Origin of the sequence: Mycobacterium sp. GA-2829 (assembly GCF_001499965.1) — a bacterium.
Classification (GTDB): domain Bacteria; phylum Actinomycetota; class Actinomycetes; order Mycobacteriales; family Mycobacteriaceae; genus Mycobacterium.
Genome location: NZ_LQIT01000024.1, coordinates 50,411 through 66,121 on the forward strand (window position 1 = coordinate 50,411; position 15,711 = coordinate 66,121).

The following is a 15,711-nucleotide window of genomic DNA, read 5'->3' on the forward strand; positions in this document are numbered from 1 at the left end:
GGTGCCGACGTCAGCGACCGCGGAGATCCCCTCCGGCATCGACGACCTCACCCCGCAGTGGCTCACCGAGGTGTTGCGCGCGGACCATGCGCTGCCCGCCACGGTGACCGTGACCGCGCTGCGCGCCGAGCGGATCGCCGAGGACAGCGGTTTCTCCTCGCTGCTGTACCGCGTGCACCTGAGCGGCGACGGTGTGCCGCCGACACTCATCGCGAAGTTCGCCGCCGTGTCCGAGGCCCGCGGCGCCATGGAACTGCTGGGCGGCTATCGGCGCGAGGTCGCGTACTACCGCGACGTGGCCGGACACGCGCCGATGGACAGCCCGCACGTCTACGCCGCCGCGATCGCTCCGGACTCCGCGGACTTCGTACTGCTGCTCGAGGATCTGCAGGGCTGGGACAACGCCGATCATCTCGCCGGCCTGACCCTGGCGCAGACCCGCACCTGCCTCGCCGCGCTGGCCGGGTTGCACGCCTGGTCGGTCACCGACGCCGAACCCGTGTCGCTGCAGGCATTTCCGAGCATCGACACGCCGATCGCCCGGGACCTGCTGGTGCCCGCGTTCGCCGCCGGCTGGGACATCTACCGCGAGCACACCGAAGCGCGGGTGCCCACCGCCGTCGCCCGCTACGCCGAACGATTCACCGACCACGCGCCCACCGCACTGACCGCCCTTGGCGAGCGGTCGATGCTGCTGCACGGCGACATCCGCGCCGACAACCTGTTCTTCGACGGCGACCGGCTCAAGGTGGTCGACTTCCAGTTCGCGTCCCGCGGCTGCGGGGCCGCCGACGTCGCCTACCTGGTCAGCCAGGGGCTGCCCACGGCCGTCCGCTCCGGCCACGACGAAGCGCTGGTGCGCGACTACCTCGACCACCTCACCCGGGGCGGCGTCACCGACTACGCGTTCGACGAGGCGTGGCGGCACTACCGCGTCGCGGTCGCCTATCTGATCGTGCTGCCGGTGATCACGCTGATCGGATGGGATGGCTTGCCGCAGCGGTCCCGGGAGCTGTGCCTGACCCTGACCGACCGCGCGGTCGCCGCGATCGACGAGACCGACGCGCTGGCGGTGTTCGGATGAGCCGCACGGCCCGCGAGGTCGTCGAACTCTACAACCTTCAGGTGTGGAACGAGCGCGACTTCGCTCTGGCCGAGGAACTGATGGGAGAAACCGTGATCCGCCACGACGTGGGGGAGCCGGTCACCCTCACTCACGAACAGGCCGTGCAGCGCATCGTCGACCACTGGGCGATGTTCGACACCGTGCGGTTCGACCTGAACCTCGTGATCGCCGGTGACGACGGCGAGCACGTCGCGATCGTCTACCAGTCACCGATGACGCTGACGGACGGCACCACGACGACGATCAGCAGTATGGAGGTGTTCCGCGTCGTCGATGGCAGGATCACCGAGGTGTGGAACTGCGGCTACAAACAAGGGATCTGGTGTTGAGCAGAGACGGCGTACTGGACGAACTCGGGTACTACCTGCTGGCCGGTGCCGGCGGGGAGGGCCCGGCCACGCTGATGGACGAGGCCCGCCGCGGCGAGGAGCTCGGATTCGGGACCGCGTTCATCTCCGAACGGTGGAACGTCAAGGAGGCGTCGTCGCTGGTGGGCGCGGCGTGCGCGGTGACCAGCCGGATGCAGATCGCCACGGCGGCAACCAATCACAACACCCGCCACCCGTTGATCACCGGATCGTGGGCCACCACCATGCACCGGTTGTCGGGCGGCCGGTTCACGCTCGGCATCGGCCGCGGTATCGGCGCCATCTACGGGGCGTTCGGCATCCCCGCGGTCACGACCGCGCAGATGGAGGACTTCGCGCAGGTGATGCGGCGCCTGTGGCAGGGGGAGCTGATCTTCAACCACGACGGGCCGCTCGGCAAGTACCCCGTGCTGTTCCTCGACCCCGACTTCAAGGAAGACATCCGGTTGGCGATCGTCGCGTTCGGACCGCAGACGCTCGCGCTGGGCGGCCGCGCCTTCGACGACGTCATCCTGCACACCTACTTCACGCCGGAGACGTTGCAGCGGTGTGTGAAGACGGTCAAACAGGCCGCCGAACAGGCCGGTCGCGACCCCGACAGCGTGCGGGTGTGGTCGTGTTTCGCCACCGTCGGGGACCACCTGCCCGAGGAGCTGCGGCTGAAGAAGACCGTCGCCCGGCTCGCCACCTATCTGCAGGGCTACGGCGATCTGCTGGTCACGACCAACGGCTGGGATCCCGCTGTGCTGCAACGGTTTCGCGACGACGAGGTGGTCAAGTCGGTGCCCGGTGGCATCGACCACAAGGCCACCCCCGAACAGATCGAGCACATCGCGACGCTGCTGCCCGACGAGTGGCTGGCCCCGGCGGCGACCGGTTCGGCCCGGCAGTGCGTGGACCGAATCCGCAAGGAGTTCGACTACGGCGCCGATGCGCTGATCATGCACGGCGCCACCCCGGACGAACTCGCCCCGATCGTCGCGGAGTACCGCCGCACCTCGTGATTTCGGTGTAGTTGGTTGCGCTGAGCGCAACCAACTACACCGAAATCGCCCCGGGGGCTACGGCATGATGACCGTGCGGCTCACCGGTTCGGCGACCTGCTGGCGGCTGAACACCCCGTGCTGCAACGCGGCCAGCAACCGGTCGCGGGTCTCGACGGGGGAGATCAGCTCGTCGAAGCCGAGGTGGCCTGCCGACCGGTAACTGGCCTCCAGCTCCATCTTCTTGAGCACCGCGGTGTAGTCCTCGCCGGCGTGCGTGGCCCGGCTCATCGCCGCCGCGCTCATCGCGCCCATCGTGGCACCCGGGTAGGCGAACGTCGCCACCTGATCGTCGAAACCCAGCAGCGACATCACCATCGACCCGAAGCCGAACGCCTTGCGCAGCGTGACGTGCAACTTGAGCGTCGTGGCGGCGGTCTGCGCGGCGAACATCCGTGCGCCACTGCGTAACACACCGCTGCGCTCGGATCGACTGCCGGGCAGCATCCCCGGATTGTCAGCGAGGAAGACGATCGGGAGATGGAACGAGTCGGCCACGGTGATGAAGTGGGCGGCCTTGTTGGCGGCGTCGGCGTCGATGGAACCCGCCATCACCTCGGGCTGGTTGGCCACCACCGCGACGGGATAGCCGCCGAGATGGGCCAGCGCGCAGATGATGGCGCGGCCGAAGCGGGGTTGCACCTCGAACCAGTCCGGCCGGTCGAAGACGATGTCGAGGACGGTGCGCATGTCGTAGATGTGCCGGTTGTCGCGCGAGACGATGTCGAGCAATTCGGGGGTCGGGCGCGGGCCCGCGGTGTCGTCGGCCAGTCGGGTCGGGGGGTAGGACCATGCGCTGGACGGGAAGTACGACAGGTAGCGGCGGATGTCGTCGATGACGGTTTCGTCGTCGTCGGCGTGGTTGTGGATGACGCCGCTGGCCAACGCCACGTCCGGACCGCCGAGATCCTCCTTCGAGATGTCCTCTCCCGTCGACTCTTTGACCACCGGCGGCCCCGCGGTGAAGATCGCGCCGCCGGAGCTCATGATCGTGAAGTCGCACACCGGAGCCACCAGCGCGCCGTGCCCCGCCGACGGCCCGAGCACCGCCGAGACCGTCGGGACCTTCCCCGAGCAGCGGGCCTGGGCGAGCAGATCGGTCGGGGTCCGGCCGTAGTGTTCGCCGCTGGGCCGGAACCCCGCGCCCTCCAGCAGCATCACCAACGGAATCTTGTTGCGCAGGGCCAACTCCGCAAGCCGGTACCGTTTGGCGTTCCCGCCGGGGCCGATGCTGCCCGCCAGCGTCGTGAAGTCCTCGGCGCCCACCATGACCGGTGTGCCGCCGACGCGGCCCGAACCGGCGATCAGGCCGTCAGCGGCGATGTCGCCGCCGACGAGTGTGCCGAACTCGCAGAACGTATCCGGGTCCAGCAGGCGGGCGATCCGCGCGCGGGCGTCGAGTTTCCCGCGGCCGCGGTGCTTGGCGACCCGCTCCGGACCGCCCATCCCGTACGCGTGCACACGCCGACGGTCGAGGTCGTCGAGTGTCTCCTGCCAGTCCTGTGCGTCCGTCATGCGCGGTCCTCACTCACCGTCGTTGACCATACTGAATTGCTTACTGTAGCGTCATCACGCATGGGTGACGGCGCCGTGCCCGGCCTCAAGGTGGACCGAGGCATCCCCAGTCGACTTGCCCGCGTCCCCCGCGTCGCCGCCGACGCCGAGAACCAGGGTTTCGACGGCGGCTGGACCGGCGAGATCAACCACGACCCGTTTCTGCCCCTGCTGCTGGCGGCCGAACACACCACCCGCCTCGAGATCGGGACGAGCATCGCGGTGGCGTTCGCCCGAAATCCCATGACCGTGGCCAACATCGGCTGGGACCTGCAGGCGTACTCCTGCGGCCGCTTCAACCTCGGACTCGGCACCCAGATCCAACCCCACATCGAGAAGCGGTTCTCGATGACGTGGAGCCACCCGGTGCGCCGGATGCGCGAATTCGTCACCGCGCTGCGCGCGATCTGGACCTGCTGGCACGACGGCACCCCACTGCGGTTCGAGGGCGAGTTCTACACCCACAAGATCATGACGCCGATGTTCGTCCCGGAACCGCATCCGTACGGCGTGCCGAAGATCTTCATCGCCGCGGTCGGTGTGGCGATGACGCGGATGTGCGGCGAGGTGGCTGACGGCCTTCTCGCCCACGCCTTCACCACCAGGCGCTACCTCGACGAGGTGACCACGCCGGCACTGCTCGACGGGATGGCTCGCACCGGACGCGACCGTGTCGACTTCCAGGTGTCCTGTCCGGTCTTCGTGGTCACCGGGCGGACCTCCGAGGAGATCCGGCAGGCGTCGGTCGCCACGCGCAAACAGCTCGCGTTCTACGGGTCGACACCTGCCTATCGCAGAGTGCTCGACCTGCACGGCTGGGGCGATCTGCACACCGAACTGCACCGGCTGTCCCGGCAGGGCGAATGGGATGCCATGGGAGCGCTGATCGACGACGACGTGCTCGACGCGTTCGCCGTCGTCGCCCCGCTGGACACGCTCGCCGAGAGACTGCGCGACCGGTGCGCGGGGGTGATCGACCGTGTGCTGCCCGCGTTTCCGGCCGGCGTGCCCGACGACGCCGTCACGGCGGTCCTACGCGAGTTGCGCGGGCTGTCGGCCGCAGGAAGGAGTGTGCCGTGAGTGCCCCCATCATCGACGAGGCCGCCAGGGTCTTCGCCACGCCCAAGGCCTACACCGACGAACCGGCGCTGCACGCCGCGCTGACCCATCTGCGTGAGCACGCACCGGTGTCCTGGGTGGAGGTCGACGGCTACCGGCCGTTCTGGGCCGTCACCAGGCACGCCGACATCATGGCGATCGAACGCGCGAACACGCTGTTCACCAACTCGCCGCGCTCGGTCCTGATGACCGCGGCGGCCGACGACCTGCAGGCCGGCGTCGGTATCCGCACCCTCATCCACCTCGACGACCCCGAGCACCGGGAGCTGCGCACGATCGGTGCCGACTGGTTCCGGCCGAAAGCCATGCGCGCATTGAAGGTTCGCGTCGACGAGCTCGCCAAGATCTACGTCGACAAGATGCTCGAGCGCGGCCCGGAATGCGATTTCGTGCAGGAGGTCGCGGTCAACTACCCGCTGTACGTGATCATGTCGCTGCTCGGGGTGCCCGAGGATGACTTCCCGTTGATGCTCAAACTCACCCAGGAGCTGTTCGGCAGCGACGACGAGGAGTTCAAACGCGGTGCCACGCAGGAGGATCAGATGGCGGCGCTGCTGGAGATGTTCCAGTACTTCACCGCGTTGACGGCCTCCCGCCGGGAGCGCCCGACCGAGGACCTGGCGTCGGCGATCGCCAACGCACGGCTCGGTGGCGAACCGCTGTCCGACATCGACACGATGTCCTACTACGCGATCGTGGCCGCCGCCGGGCACGACACCACGAGCGCGACCATCTCCGGCGGCATGCTCGCGTTGATCGAACATCAGGACCAGTTGCGGCGCCTGCAGGCGGATCCGGGTCTGATGGGGCTGGCCGCCGAGGAGATGATCCGCTGGGTCACCCCCGTCAAGGCGTTCATGCGCACCGCCGCCGAGGACACCGCGGTGCGGGGTGTGCCGATCGCGGCGGGGGAATCGCTACTGCTGTCCTACGTTTCGGGCAACCGCGACGCCGACGTGTTCGACGACCCGTTCCGCTTCGACGTCGGACGCGACCCCAACCGGCACGTCTCCTTCGGCTACGGGGTGCACTTCTGTCTCGGCGCGGCGCTGGCCCGCATGGAGGTCAACAGCTTCTTCGCCGAGCTGGTGCCCCGGCTGCGGTCGGTCGAACTCGCCGGCCGCCCCGAGCACGTCGCGACGACGTTCGTCGGCGGCCTCAAACACCTGCCGATCCGCTACGCACTGGGCTAGCAGCACCGCGCCCCGGGATTGGCGTCGGCGGCCGCGTGCCGCATCCGCCAGTACTCCCGCTCGCTCAGCACCGGTTCACCTGGGTGGCGGCGCCGCCGGTGCTCGACGTACCGGCGGTAGTGGTTGTCGCCCATCAACGAGCTCACGTACCAACGGATTTGACCGACCGCACGCCCAACGCGTCCCACTGTTTCTGCACCTCCCGTTCCTCTGCGGTGGCGAACAATCCCGACGGACCGAAGATCCGCGACGGCACCGGCTCGTCGTCGGTGGTCGGGGGCGCGGTGCCGCGGAACGCCCGCACCGCCATCACCACCCCGGCCACCACCACGATCACCACCAGCAGCGCGAACACGATCGACAGGGTGCCCTGGATGAACGTGTTGCGGATGACGTCGTGCATCTGATCGACGTTCTTCGCCGCCCCGAACGATTCGTTGCCCTGCGCGAGCGCCGACTTGTACTGGAAATGCTGTGTCCAGTAGCCGACCTTCGGGTCACCGGAGAAGATCTTCTGCCACGACGCGGTCAGCGTGACCACCAGATCCCACACCAGCGGAACCCCGGGCACCCACACCCACTTGAAGTACCCCCGCTTGAGGACGACGACGGTCACCACCGTCAACGCGATCGCGGCCAGCAACTGGTTGGCGATACCGAACAGCGGGAAGAGGGTGTTGATGCCGCCGAGCGGGTCGGTGACCCCCATCAGCAGGATGCTGCCCCATGCGGCCACGACGATCACGCTGCACACCCAGGCCCCGACCCGCCAGCTCGGATCCTTCAACTTGCGCAGCGGCCCACCGAGATTCGACAGCCCGTCGGACAGCATGAACCGCGCCACGCGGGTGCCCGCGTCGACGGTGGTGAGGATGAACAACGCCTCGAACATGATCGCGAAGTGATACCAGAAGGCCTTGAGCGCATCGCCGCCGAACACCGTGGAAAGCACCTCGGACATGCCGAACGCGAGGGTCGGCGCACCACCGGTGCGGGAGACGATCGAGTTCTCACCGACGCTGCGGGCGGCGTCCTCGATCTGCTGTGCGGTGGCGGGCGCACCGGACAGCCCGAGCCCGTTGACGTACTCGGCGGCGGTCGCCGCGGTGCCACCGGTCTGCGCAGCGGGCGCATTGAGCGTGAAGTACAGATGCTGGTTGAGGATCGCCGCGGTGATCAGCGCCATGATCGCGACGAACGACTCGGTGAGCATGCCGCCGTAGCCGATCAACCGCATCTGGCTTTCCTTCTCCAGCAGCTTCGGCGTGGTGCCCGAGGAGATCAGTGAGTGGAAGCCCGACAGCGCGCCGCAGGCGATCGTGATGAACAGGAACGGGAACAGCGATCCGGCGAACACCGGGCCGGTGCCGCTGGCGGCGAACACCGACACGGCGGGCGCCTCCATGACGGGCCGGGCGATGAGGATGCCGACCGCCAGCAGCCCGATGGTGCCGACCTTCATGAACGTCGACAGGTAGTCGCGCGGGGCGAGCAGCAACCAGACCGGCAGCACCGACGCGGCCAGCCCGTAGAGGATGATGCCCCAGCTGAGCGCGACCGGGGAGAGGTCGAACCACGAAGCGCCCCAAGACGTCTCGGCCACCCACCGGCCGGAGGCGACGGCCAGCAGCAGCAGCGCGACGCCGATCACCGTCACCTCGGAGACCCGGCCGGGCCGCAGGAACCGCAGGTAGACGCCCATGAACAGTGCGATCGGGATCGTCATCGCGATCGAGAACACACCCCACGGGCTCTGGGCGAGCGCCTGCACGACGACCAGTGCCAGCACCGCCAGCAGGATCACCATGATGACCAGGACCCCGACGATCGCCGCGGCGCCACCGACCGCGCCGAGTTCGTCGCGCGCCATCTGGCCGAGGGATCGGCCACGCCGGCGGGTCGAGATCGCCAGCACCAGATAGTCCTGCACGCACCCCGCGAACACCGCGCCGATGATGATCCAGATGGTGCCGGGCAGGTATCCCATCTGCATCGCCAGCACCGGCCCGACCAGCGGTCCCGCGCCGGCGATCGCGGCGAAGTGGTGGCCGAACAGCACCCGGCGGTCGGTGGGCACGTAGTCGGTGGCGTTCTCGAGGATCTCGGCTGGAGTGGCGTTGTCGTCGCGCGGCTTGACGATGTTCATCTCGATGAGCCGGGCGTAGAACCGGAACGCCACCACGTAGGTGCAGATCGCGGCGATCACGAACCAGACGGCGTTGACCGTCTCCCCGCGGAAGAACGCGATCACCGCCCAGGCCACCGCGCCGAGGAGGGCGATGAGTCCGAACACGATCCGGTTCTTGGCGCTGATCGGTGATCTGTCGACGATCGCGACCGGCGGGGAGTCCCTGTCCGTCCGGATGTAGGTGACGTCTCCGTCGGTGTTCTCGAAGCGCTGTTCGGCGGTTGGTGTGGCCACAATGCCCCCTGACGACGACAGTGTCGGTTTGCCTGCCTTAGATAGTGGCACCGACCGAACGGGCGGTCGAGTATCAGTGGCTTTCGTAGAAGGCGCGGACGGTGTCGACGGTGTCCGCCTCGGCCGGCGACTTGTCGTCGCGGTAGCGCAGGACGCGCGCGAAACGCAGCGCCATCCCGCCCGGATAGCGGCTGGACTTCTGGATGCCGTCGAACGCGATCTCGACGACCTGCTCGGGCCGCACCCGCACCACGTACCCGTCGGTGGGGCCGTCGGCCAACTCGAGGAACCGTGCGGTCTGCCAGGCCAGCATCGCGTCGGTCATGCCCTTGAACGTCTTGCCCAGCATCACGAAACCGCCGGTCTGCGGGTCCCGCGCACCGAGGTGGATGTTGGAGAGCTTGCCGGTGCGCCGACCGCTGCCCCATTCGACGGCGAGCACGACGAGATCGAGGGTGTGGACGGGTTTGACCTTCAGCCAGCCGGCCCCGCGGCGGCCCGCCTCGTACGGCGCCGACGGCGACTTGGCCATCACGCCCTCGTGACCGGCGGCCAGCGTGGCCTCGAGGAACCGCGTCGCGGCGGCGGTGTCGTCGGTGATCAACCGGTCGACGCGGTGCGCGGCCGGCACCAGATCGTCGAGGACGGCCACCCGTTCGACGGTCGGGAGGTCGAGCAGATCCCTGCCGTCGACGTGCAGCAGATCGAACACGAACACCGAAAGGCGCTGGGTGGCACCCGCGGCGGCGCGGCCGAACCGCGACGCGGTGACCTGGAACCGGTGCGGACGGCCGTCGGGGCGCAGCGCGATCGCCTCGGCGTCGGCGATCAGATCGGTCACCGGCAGCGCCAGCGCGGCCTCGACCACCTCCGGCAGGCGGGCGGTCACGTCGTCGAGCGAGCGGGTGTAGACCGATACCTCGGATCCGGCACGGTGGATCTGCACGCGTGCGCCGTCGAGCTTGGCCTCCAATACCGCCGTCCCGCCGAGCTTCTCGAGTGCCTCGGCGACGCCGGTCGCGGTCTGGGCGAGCATCGGGCCGACGGGCCGGCCCACGCGCAGGGTGAACTCGGCCAGCGCCGCCTCGCCGCCGGTGAGCGCGGCGGCGGCCACCGCGGGCAGGTCGCCAGCCAGCATCGCCGCGCGGCGCACCTGCGCGGCGGGGAGACCGGCCGCCTTGGCCACCGCATCGGCCATCACGCCGATCAGCGCACCCTGCCGCAGTTCACCGGTCAGCAGGCGACGCAGGAACGTCTGCTCGGCGGGTGTCGCCGCGGCGAAGACGTCGGCGAGCAGGCCGGCCCGCCGCGCCTGCGAGCCTTTACCCGCGACGGCGCCGATCTCGGTGAACGCGGCGTCGACACCCGGCACGGTCAGCGTGGGGGTGTCGGCCGCTGCCGGCAGTGACCGCAGCGCCGCCCAGCCGACGCCGATCTGGCGCTGCGGCAGCTCACCGGAGAGCCACGACACCGTGACCGCGACCAGCCGGGCGTCCTCTTCGGCGCCCGCGCGGCTCAGCAGTTCGGCGATCCTGGCGGTCTTGGCCAGCCGTGACGAGCTGGCACCGACGTCGGCCGAGGCGGTGGCGACATCGACGAGGAGCATCCCGCCAGGATGGCACGCGCGATCAGGTGACATTGAAGACGACGCTGTGCCAGCCGGTCGCACCGTCGGGGACCGGGTCGGCGCGGTCCTCGGTCTGTACGGCCCCGGTGTTGTCGGTGGCGCGCACGGTGATCGTGTGCAGGCCGCTCTGTTCGGCCTCCCAGCCCAGGCTCCACAACCGCCACGTCTCGTTGGAGTAGCTCGCCCCGAGTTCCGCGGGCCGCCACTCACCCTGTCCGCCCGGCGGATCGATCCGCACCTCGACGGTGCGCACCCCGCGGTTCTGCGCCCACGCCACCCCGCCGAACGTCACGGGGCCGCGGCTGACGTCGGCGCCGCCGCGCGGCACGTCGATCCGCGATTCGGTCTTGATGGGACCGCGCTCGGACCACCCCAGCCTGGTCCAGTACGCCTGCGCCCGGTCGAAGCGGGTGAGCTCGAGATCGACCACCCACTTCGTCGCGGACACGTACCCGTAGAGGCCGGGCACCACGAGGCGGGCGGGGTATCCGTGTTCGGTCGGCAGCGGCTGGCCGTTCATCCCGATGGCGAGGAGCGCATCGCGGCCGTCGGTCAGCGCCTCGACCGGGGTGCCCGCGGTGAACCCGTCGTGCGAGGTGGACAGCACCATATCGGCGTCGGCGTGAATCCCCGTATCGGCCAACAGGTCTCGCACCCGGTAGCCGCTCCAGGTGGCGGTCGAGATGAGGTCACCGCCGACCGGATTGGACACGCACGTCAGCGTGACGGTCTTCTCCACCACCTCGAACCGGTCGAGATCGGCGAAGCCGTAGGTGATCTCGCGGTCGACCATGCCGTGGATGCGCAGTCGCCATTCCTCTCGGCTGACCTGCGGCACGCTCAGCGCGGTGTCGATCCGGTAGAAGTCGGCGTTGGACGTGATGAACGACGGCAGCCCGGCCGCGTCGGGTTGCACGGCCGCCGGAATCGGCGGTGCGGGCACTTCCACCGGTGGCAGCGCGACCCCGGCCCGCTCGCCGCTCACCGACGATGCACGCCGCGCCAACCCCGCCCCCGCCGCGCCGGCGATCGTGCCGACCGCCAACACGCCCAGACTCACCAACGAGAGTCGCCGGCCCCGATCCACGTCACCGCGTTCTCCGGCGTCGGTGATGCGTCCCGACAGGAGGAGCTGCAGCGTCAGCACCCCGCAGACAGTCCCGACGAGCGTGGGGACGATGTCGGCGGGACCGGCACCGATGCGGGACAACACCGCTGCGCAGCCGAGCGCGCCGCCCGCGACGATCATGGCGCTGCCCACCGGCACCCGCCGCGACTGCAGCGCGCCACCCGCGGCGGCGAGTACTGCGATCACCGCCAGCACGAGCAGCGACAGCACCAGCTTGTCGGCCATCCCGAACGTCTGGATCGCCCACTCCTTGACCGGCCCGGGTGTCGCGTCGATGACCGCCGATCCGACCGCGGTGCGCGCGTCGGCCTGCGGTCCGAACGGCACCGCCACCAATTCGGTCACGCCGAGGGCGACGGCCGCGGCGGCGACACCGCACCAGGCGCGGGTGCTGCGGGGGATGACGCTCACGAACGCCAAGGTAGTCAGTCGCGCACCCGAAAGCCTTAACGAACGCTGACGTCGGCTAGGTTGCTTTACAGTCGGACCCAAAAATGGAAAGGAAGCCAGATGGAGATCGAGGGCAAGAAGGCCGTCATTGTCGGAGGTGCCTCCGGATTCGGCCGCGCCACCGCCGCGGCGTTGGCCAAGCGCGGCGCGGCGGTCGCGGTGCTCGACCGGCCACAGTCCAAGGGCCAGGAAGTGGCCGACGAACTCGGCGCCACCTTCTATCCCGTCGACGTCATGGACTTCGCGGGCACCGAACAGGTCCTCGCCCAGGCCGTGGACGCACTCGGGGGGCTGCATGTCGCGGTCACCACCGCGGGCGGCGGTTCGGCCATGCGGACGCTGAGCAAGAACGGCCCGCACGACCTCGACGTCTTCCGCCAGGTGCAGGATCTCAACACCGTCGGCACCTTCAACATCAGCAGGCTCGCCGCAGAGCACATGAGCAAAAACGAACCCGAGGACGACGAGCGCGGCGTCATCATCAACACGTCGTCGATCGCCGCGTTCGAAGGACAGATCGGGCAGGTGGCCTACACCGCCTCCAAGGCCGCCATCGCCGGCATGTGCCTGACCATGGCCCGCGACCTGGGCAGCCTGGGCATCCGGGTGCTCGCGATCGCCCCGAGCCTGTTCGCCACCGGTCTGACCGAGGGCATCCCGGACGAGTTCGCCGCACAGCTGACCAAGGACGCGGCGTTCCCGAAGCGGCTCGGCCGCCCCGAGGAGTACGCCAAGCTCGCGGTCGCGATCGTCGAGAACGCGATGCTCAACGGTCAGTGCATCCGCCTCGACGCCGGGCAGCGCTTCGCCCCCAAGTAGCGATTCGGGTGTAGTTGGTCGCGTCTTGCGCGACCAACTACACCGAAATCGCGATTTGCTGCCATGCTTGGCAGATGACCAACCCGGCGGCGGTCGCGCGTCCGTCGGAGTTCGCTGCCGTCGCTGAATTCCTGAATGCAATCAACCGTCGGCCGACGGCCCTGCTGCTCGAGGGCGACGCGGGAATCGGCAAGACCGCGCTGTGGCTGCCCGCGGTGGAGCAGGCCAGGGCCCGGGGGTTGCGGGTGCTCACCGCACGCGCCTCGGCCGCGGAATCGGTGCTCGCCTACGCGTCGCTGGCCGATCTGCTTCGCGGCGTGGACATCTCGATCTACGACGCGTTGCCCGAACCGCAGCGCCGGGCGCTGTACGGGGCGTTGCTGCTCGACGCCCCTGAGGTCGCCAACGATGCGCGGGCCGTCGCCGCCGGCTTCCTGTCGGTGGTGGAGATCCTGGCCGCCGAATCCTCGGTCCTCATCGCCGTCGACGATCTGCAGTGGCTCGACACCTCCAGCGCAGGCGCCCTGTCGTTCGCGGTGCCCCGCCTGACCGGTCCGGTCGGTGTGCTGTGCACCATCCGCACCGAACACCTGGCCGCCCCGACGGTCCGGATGCCGTGGCCGGAGGACGTGCGGCGGATCCGGCTGCAGCCGCTGAGCGTCGGCGCCCTGCACACGATCCTCACCCAGCGCCTCGGCCGGACGTACTCCCGGCCGATGATGGTGCGAATCCACGAACTCGCCGGCGGCAACCCGCTCTACGCCCTCGAACTGGCCCGCTCACTCGGCGATGCGGCGGCGCTGTCGGACGTGCCGCTGTCGGGCACGCTGTCGGAGGTGGTGCACCGGCGGGTCGGCGCGCTGGACCCCGACCTGCACGAGGTGCTGCTGGCCGCAGCGTGCGTCGACCGCCCCACGGTGGAGGTCATCGCCAGGACCTGCGACCGCACCGTCGACGACGTCGCACAAATTCTCGAGACGGCCGAGTCCAAGGGTGTCATCGGCCTGGAGGGCCACCACATCCGCTTCAGCCATCCGATCCTTGCGCGGGCCGTCTACACCGCGGCCGCGTCCGGCAGGCGCCGCGCCACCCACCGGCGGCTCGCCGCGATCATCGATGAGCCGGAGTTGAAGGCCAGACACCTCGCATTGGGCGCGATCACCGCCGACGCCGAAACGCTGCGCGCTCTCGACCAAGCCGCCGACAGCGCACGGATGCGGGGCGCTCCCGCCGCCGCGGCCGAACTCACCGATCTGGCCATCGGGCTGGGCGGGGACACCCCGGACCGGCGCATCGCCTCGGCCCGTCACCACTTCAACGCCGGTGACCCGGCCCGCGCCCAGGCATTGCTCGAAGAGGCGATGGCGCAACTGGAACCGGGCGCACTGCGGGCCGAGGCGGCGAACCTGCTCGGCTACGTGAGGTTGCTCGACGACAGCTTCCCGGAGGCCGCCGACCTGCTGCAGCACACGCTTCCCGAGGCCGCCGAGCACCCCGCGGCGCTGGTCTCGATGTTGGTCACCCTGACCTTCGCCCTCTTCAACGCCGGCCACATCGACGCGGCGCTCGACCGCGCGAACGAGGCGGTCGACAACGCCGAGAAGCTGGGTGTACCCGCGCTGTTGAGCCAGGCGCTCAGCATGCGTTCGATGATGGCGTTCCTCGTCGGTGACGGGGTGGACGACGAAATCCTGCACCGCGCACTCCAACTCGAGGACGCCGACGCCAACATCCCGATGTCGTTGCGCCCCAGCGCCCATTTCGCGGTGCTGCGTTCGATGGTGGGCGACCTCGACCGGGCCCACGAGGAGCTGACCGCGCTGCGGAAGCGGTGCATCGAGCGCGGCGACGAAGGCGATCTGATGTTCGTCACCTACCACGCCGGCCTGAACGCCATCTGGCGCGGCGAATTCGCCGACGCGGCGTTGCTGATCGAGGATTCGGTGGAGCTGGCACAGCAGCTCGGCGGCGACGTGCCGATGGCGGTCGCACTGTCGAACCGGGCGTTGCTGGCGGCGTATTGCGGCCGCGTCGACGAGGCGCGCAGCGCGGTGGCCGCCGCGCAGGCCGCATCGGTGCGCAGCGGTTCGGTCCGGCTGGGCGAGTGGCCGACGAACGCGTTGGGATTCCTCGAGGTGTCACTCGGTGACTACGAGGCGGCGCTCTCGGTGCTGCAGCCGATGGTCGCGCGCATCGACGCGGCGCCGAACACCACCGAGATGATCGCGGCGTGGTCCATTCCCGACGCCGTCGAGGCGATGGTCAACCTCGGCCGGACGGAGTCCGCGGAACCGCTGGTGGCCGCACTGGAACGCAACGGCAGGCGGCTCGACCGCGCGTGGATGCTCGCGGTCGGTGGCCGGTGCCGGGCGATGGTGTGCGCCGCCCACGGCGACGTCGCGGCGGCGGTGGCCGCCGCACAGCAGGCGATGGCCGAACATGACCGCCTGCCAATGCCTTTCGAACGCGCGCGCACGGAGCTCCTGCTCGGCAGGTTGCAGCGCCGTCAACGCCACAAGGACGCCGCCGCCGCGACGCTGAGCAGTGCGCTGGAGACCTTCGAACGGTTGGGCACACCGTTGTGGGCCGACCGCGTGCGCGCCGATCTCGGACGGGCCAACGTCGGCAGGCACCGGGGCGCGGTGCTCACCCCGTCCGAGCAACGGGTCGCCGAACTGGCCGCGACCGGTATGACCAACCGCAACATCGCGATGGCGATGTTCATCAGCCCCAAGACCGTGGAGGCGAACCTCTCGCGGGTGTACACGAAACTGGGGATCCACTCACGCGCGGAGCTCGGTCGGTACATGGGGCAGGCGGCGCGATAGGGGATCGCCCGATTTCTCTGGCGCTACGGCGGG

12 protein-coding genes are annotated in these 15,711 nt (G+C 69.5%); 7 read left to right on the forward strand and 5 right to left on the reverse strand.

Annotated features, from left to right (window positions below; genetic code table 11):
* The first annotated feature begins 1 nt into the window (after position 1).
* From AU194_RS16210 to AU194_RS16220, 3 genes are read left to right on the forward strand one after another with little or no spacing between them, the layout of a single operon-like run.
* Positions 2-1,084: a phosphotransferase gene (locus tag AU194_RS16210; protein ID WP_082698676.1), complete on the forward strand. Its 1,083-nt coding sequence runs from the start codon at positions 2-4 to the stop codon at positions 1,082-1,084.
* Positions 1,081-1,455 carry a nuclear transport factor 2 family protein gene (locus tag AU194_RS16215; protein ID WP_059090279.1) on the forward strand — a complete coding sequence of 125 codons (375 nt, stop codon included), beginning with the start codon at positions 1,081-1,083 and terminating at the stop codon, positions 1,453-1,455. Before AU194_RS16210 ends, AU194_RS16215 begins: the two co-directional genes overlap by 4 nt.
* Positions 1,419-2,498: a TIGR03857 family LLM class F420-dependent oxidoreductase gene (locus AU194_RS16220; RefSeq protein WP_197417638.1), complete on the forward strand. Its 1,080-nt coding sequence runs from the start codon at positions 1,419-1,421 to the stop codon at positions 2,496-2,498. The genes AU194_RS16215 and AU194_RS16220 overlap by 37 nt, the downstream gene beginning before the upstream one ends.
* Before the next feature lie 57 nt (positions 2,499-2,555).
* Here the strand turns inward: AU194_RS16220 and AU194_RS16225 are convergent, their stop codons facing one another.
* Positions 2,556-4,052 carry an acyl-CoA carboxylase subunit beta gene (locus tag AU194_RS16225; protein WP_059090281.1) on the reverse strand — a complete coding sequence of 499 codons (1,497 nt, stop codon included), beginning with the start codon at positions 4,050-4,052 and terminating at the stop codon, positions 2,556-2,558.
* Between the two features lie 60 nt (positions 4,053-4,112).
* Between AU194_RS16225 and AU194_RS16230 the strand changes: the two genes are divergently transcribed.
* Together AU194_RS16230 and AU194_RS16235 are read left to right on the forward strand one after the other, a co-directional pair.
* Positions 4,113-5,171 (forward strand): LLM class F420-dependent oxidoreductase, encoded by a 1,059-nt coding sequence (locus tag AU194_RS16230; RefSeq protein WP_059090282.1) that lies wholly within the window; start codon positions 4,113-4,115, stop codon positions 5,169-5,171.
* Positions 5,168-6,403 (forward strand): cytochrome P450, encoded by a 1,236-nt coding sequence (locus AU194_RS16235; RefSeq protein ID WP_059090283.1) that lies wholly within the window; start codon positions 5,168-5,170, stop codon positions 6,401-6,403. Before AU194_RS16230 ends, AU194_RS16235 begins: the two co-directional genes overlap by 4 nt.
* Here AU194_RS16235 and AU194_RS31225 read toward each other — a convergent pair.
* From AU194_RS31225 to AU194_RS16250, 4 genes are all read right to left on the reverse strand, one after another.
* Positions 6,400-6,537, reverse strand: a complete 138-nt coding sequence (locus AU194_RS31225) for a CstA-like transporter-associated (seleno)protein (RefSeq protein WP_231743407.1) — start codon at positions 6,535-6,537, stop codon at positions 6,400-6,402. The genes AU194_RS16235 and AU194_RS31225 overlap by 4 nt on opposite strands.
* Positions 6,538-6,545: 8 nt before the next feature.
* Entirely contained in the window at positions 6,546-8,825 is a 2,280-nt protein-coding gene (locus AU194_RS16240; protein ID WP_059090284.1) for a carbon starvation CstA family protein, read from the reverse strand.
* Between the two features lie 73 nt (positions 8,826-8,898).
* Positions 8,899-10,431 carry an ATP-dependent DNA ligase gene (locus tag AU194_RS16245; protein ID WP_059090285.1) on the reverse strand — a complete coding sequence of 511 codons (1,533 nt, stop codon included), beginning with the start codon at positions 10,429-10,431 and terminating at the stop codon, positions 8,899-8,901.
* 22 nt (positions 10,432-10,453) lie between these two features.
* A complete protein-coding gene (locus tag AU194_RS16250) occupies positions 10,454-11,992 on the reverse strand; it encodes a molybdopterin-dependent oxidoreductase (RefSeq protein ID WP_059090311.1) in 1,539 nt (512 codons plus the stop codon).
* A 99-nt stretch (positions 11,993-12,091) separates the two neighbouring features.
* On the opposite strand from AU194_RS16250, the gene AU194_RS16255 reads away from it, so the two are divergent.
* Both AU194_RS16255 and AU194_RS16260 read left to right on the forward strand, forming a co-directional pair.
* Positions 12,092-12,850, forward strand: a complete 759-nt coding sequence (locus AU194_RS16255; protein WP_059090286.1) for an SDR family NAD(P)-dependent oxidoreductase — start codon at positions 12,092-12,094, stop codon at positions 12,848-12,850.
* Between the two features lie 74 nt (positions 12,851-12,924).
* The gene (locus tag AU194_RS16260) at positions 12,925-15,678 is read left to right on the forward strand and encodes a LuxR family transcriptional regulator (protein WP_059090287.1); all 2,754 of its coding nucleotides are present in this window, start codon (positions 12,925-12,927) and stop codon (positions 15,676-15,678) included.
* Positions 15,679-15,711 lie beyond the last annotated feature (33 nt).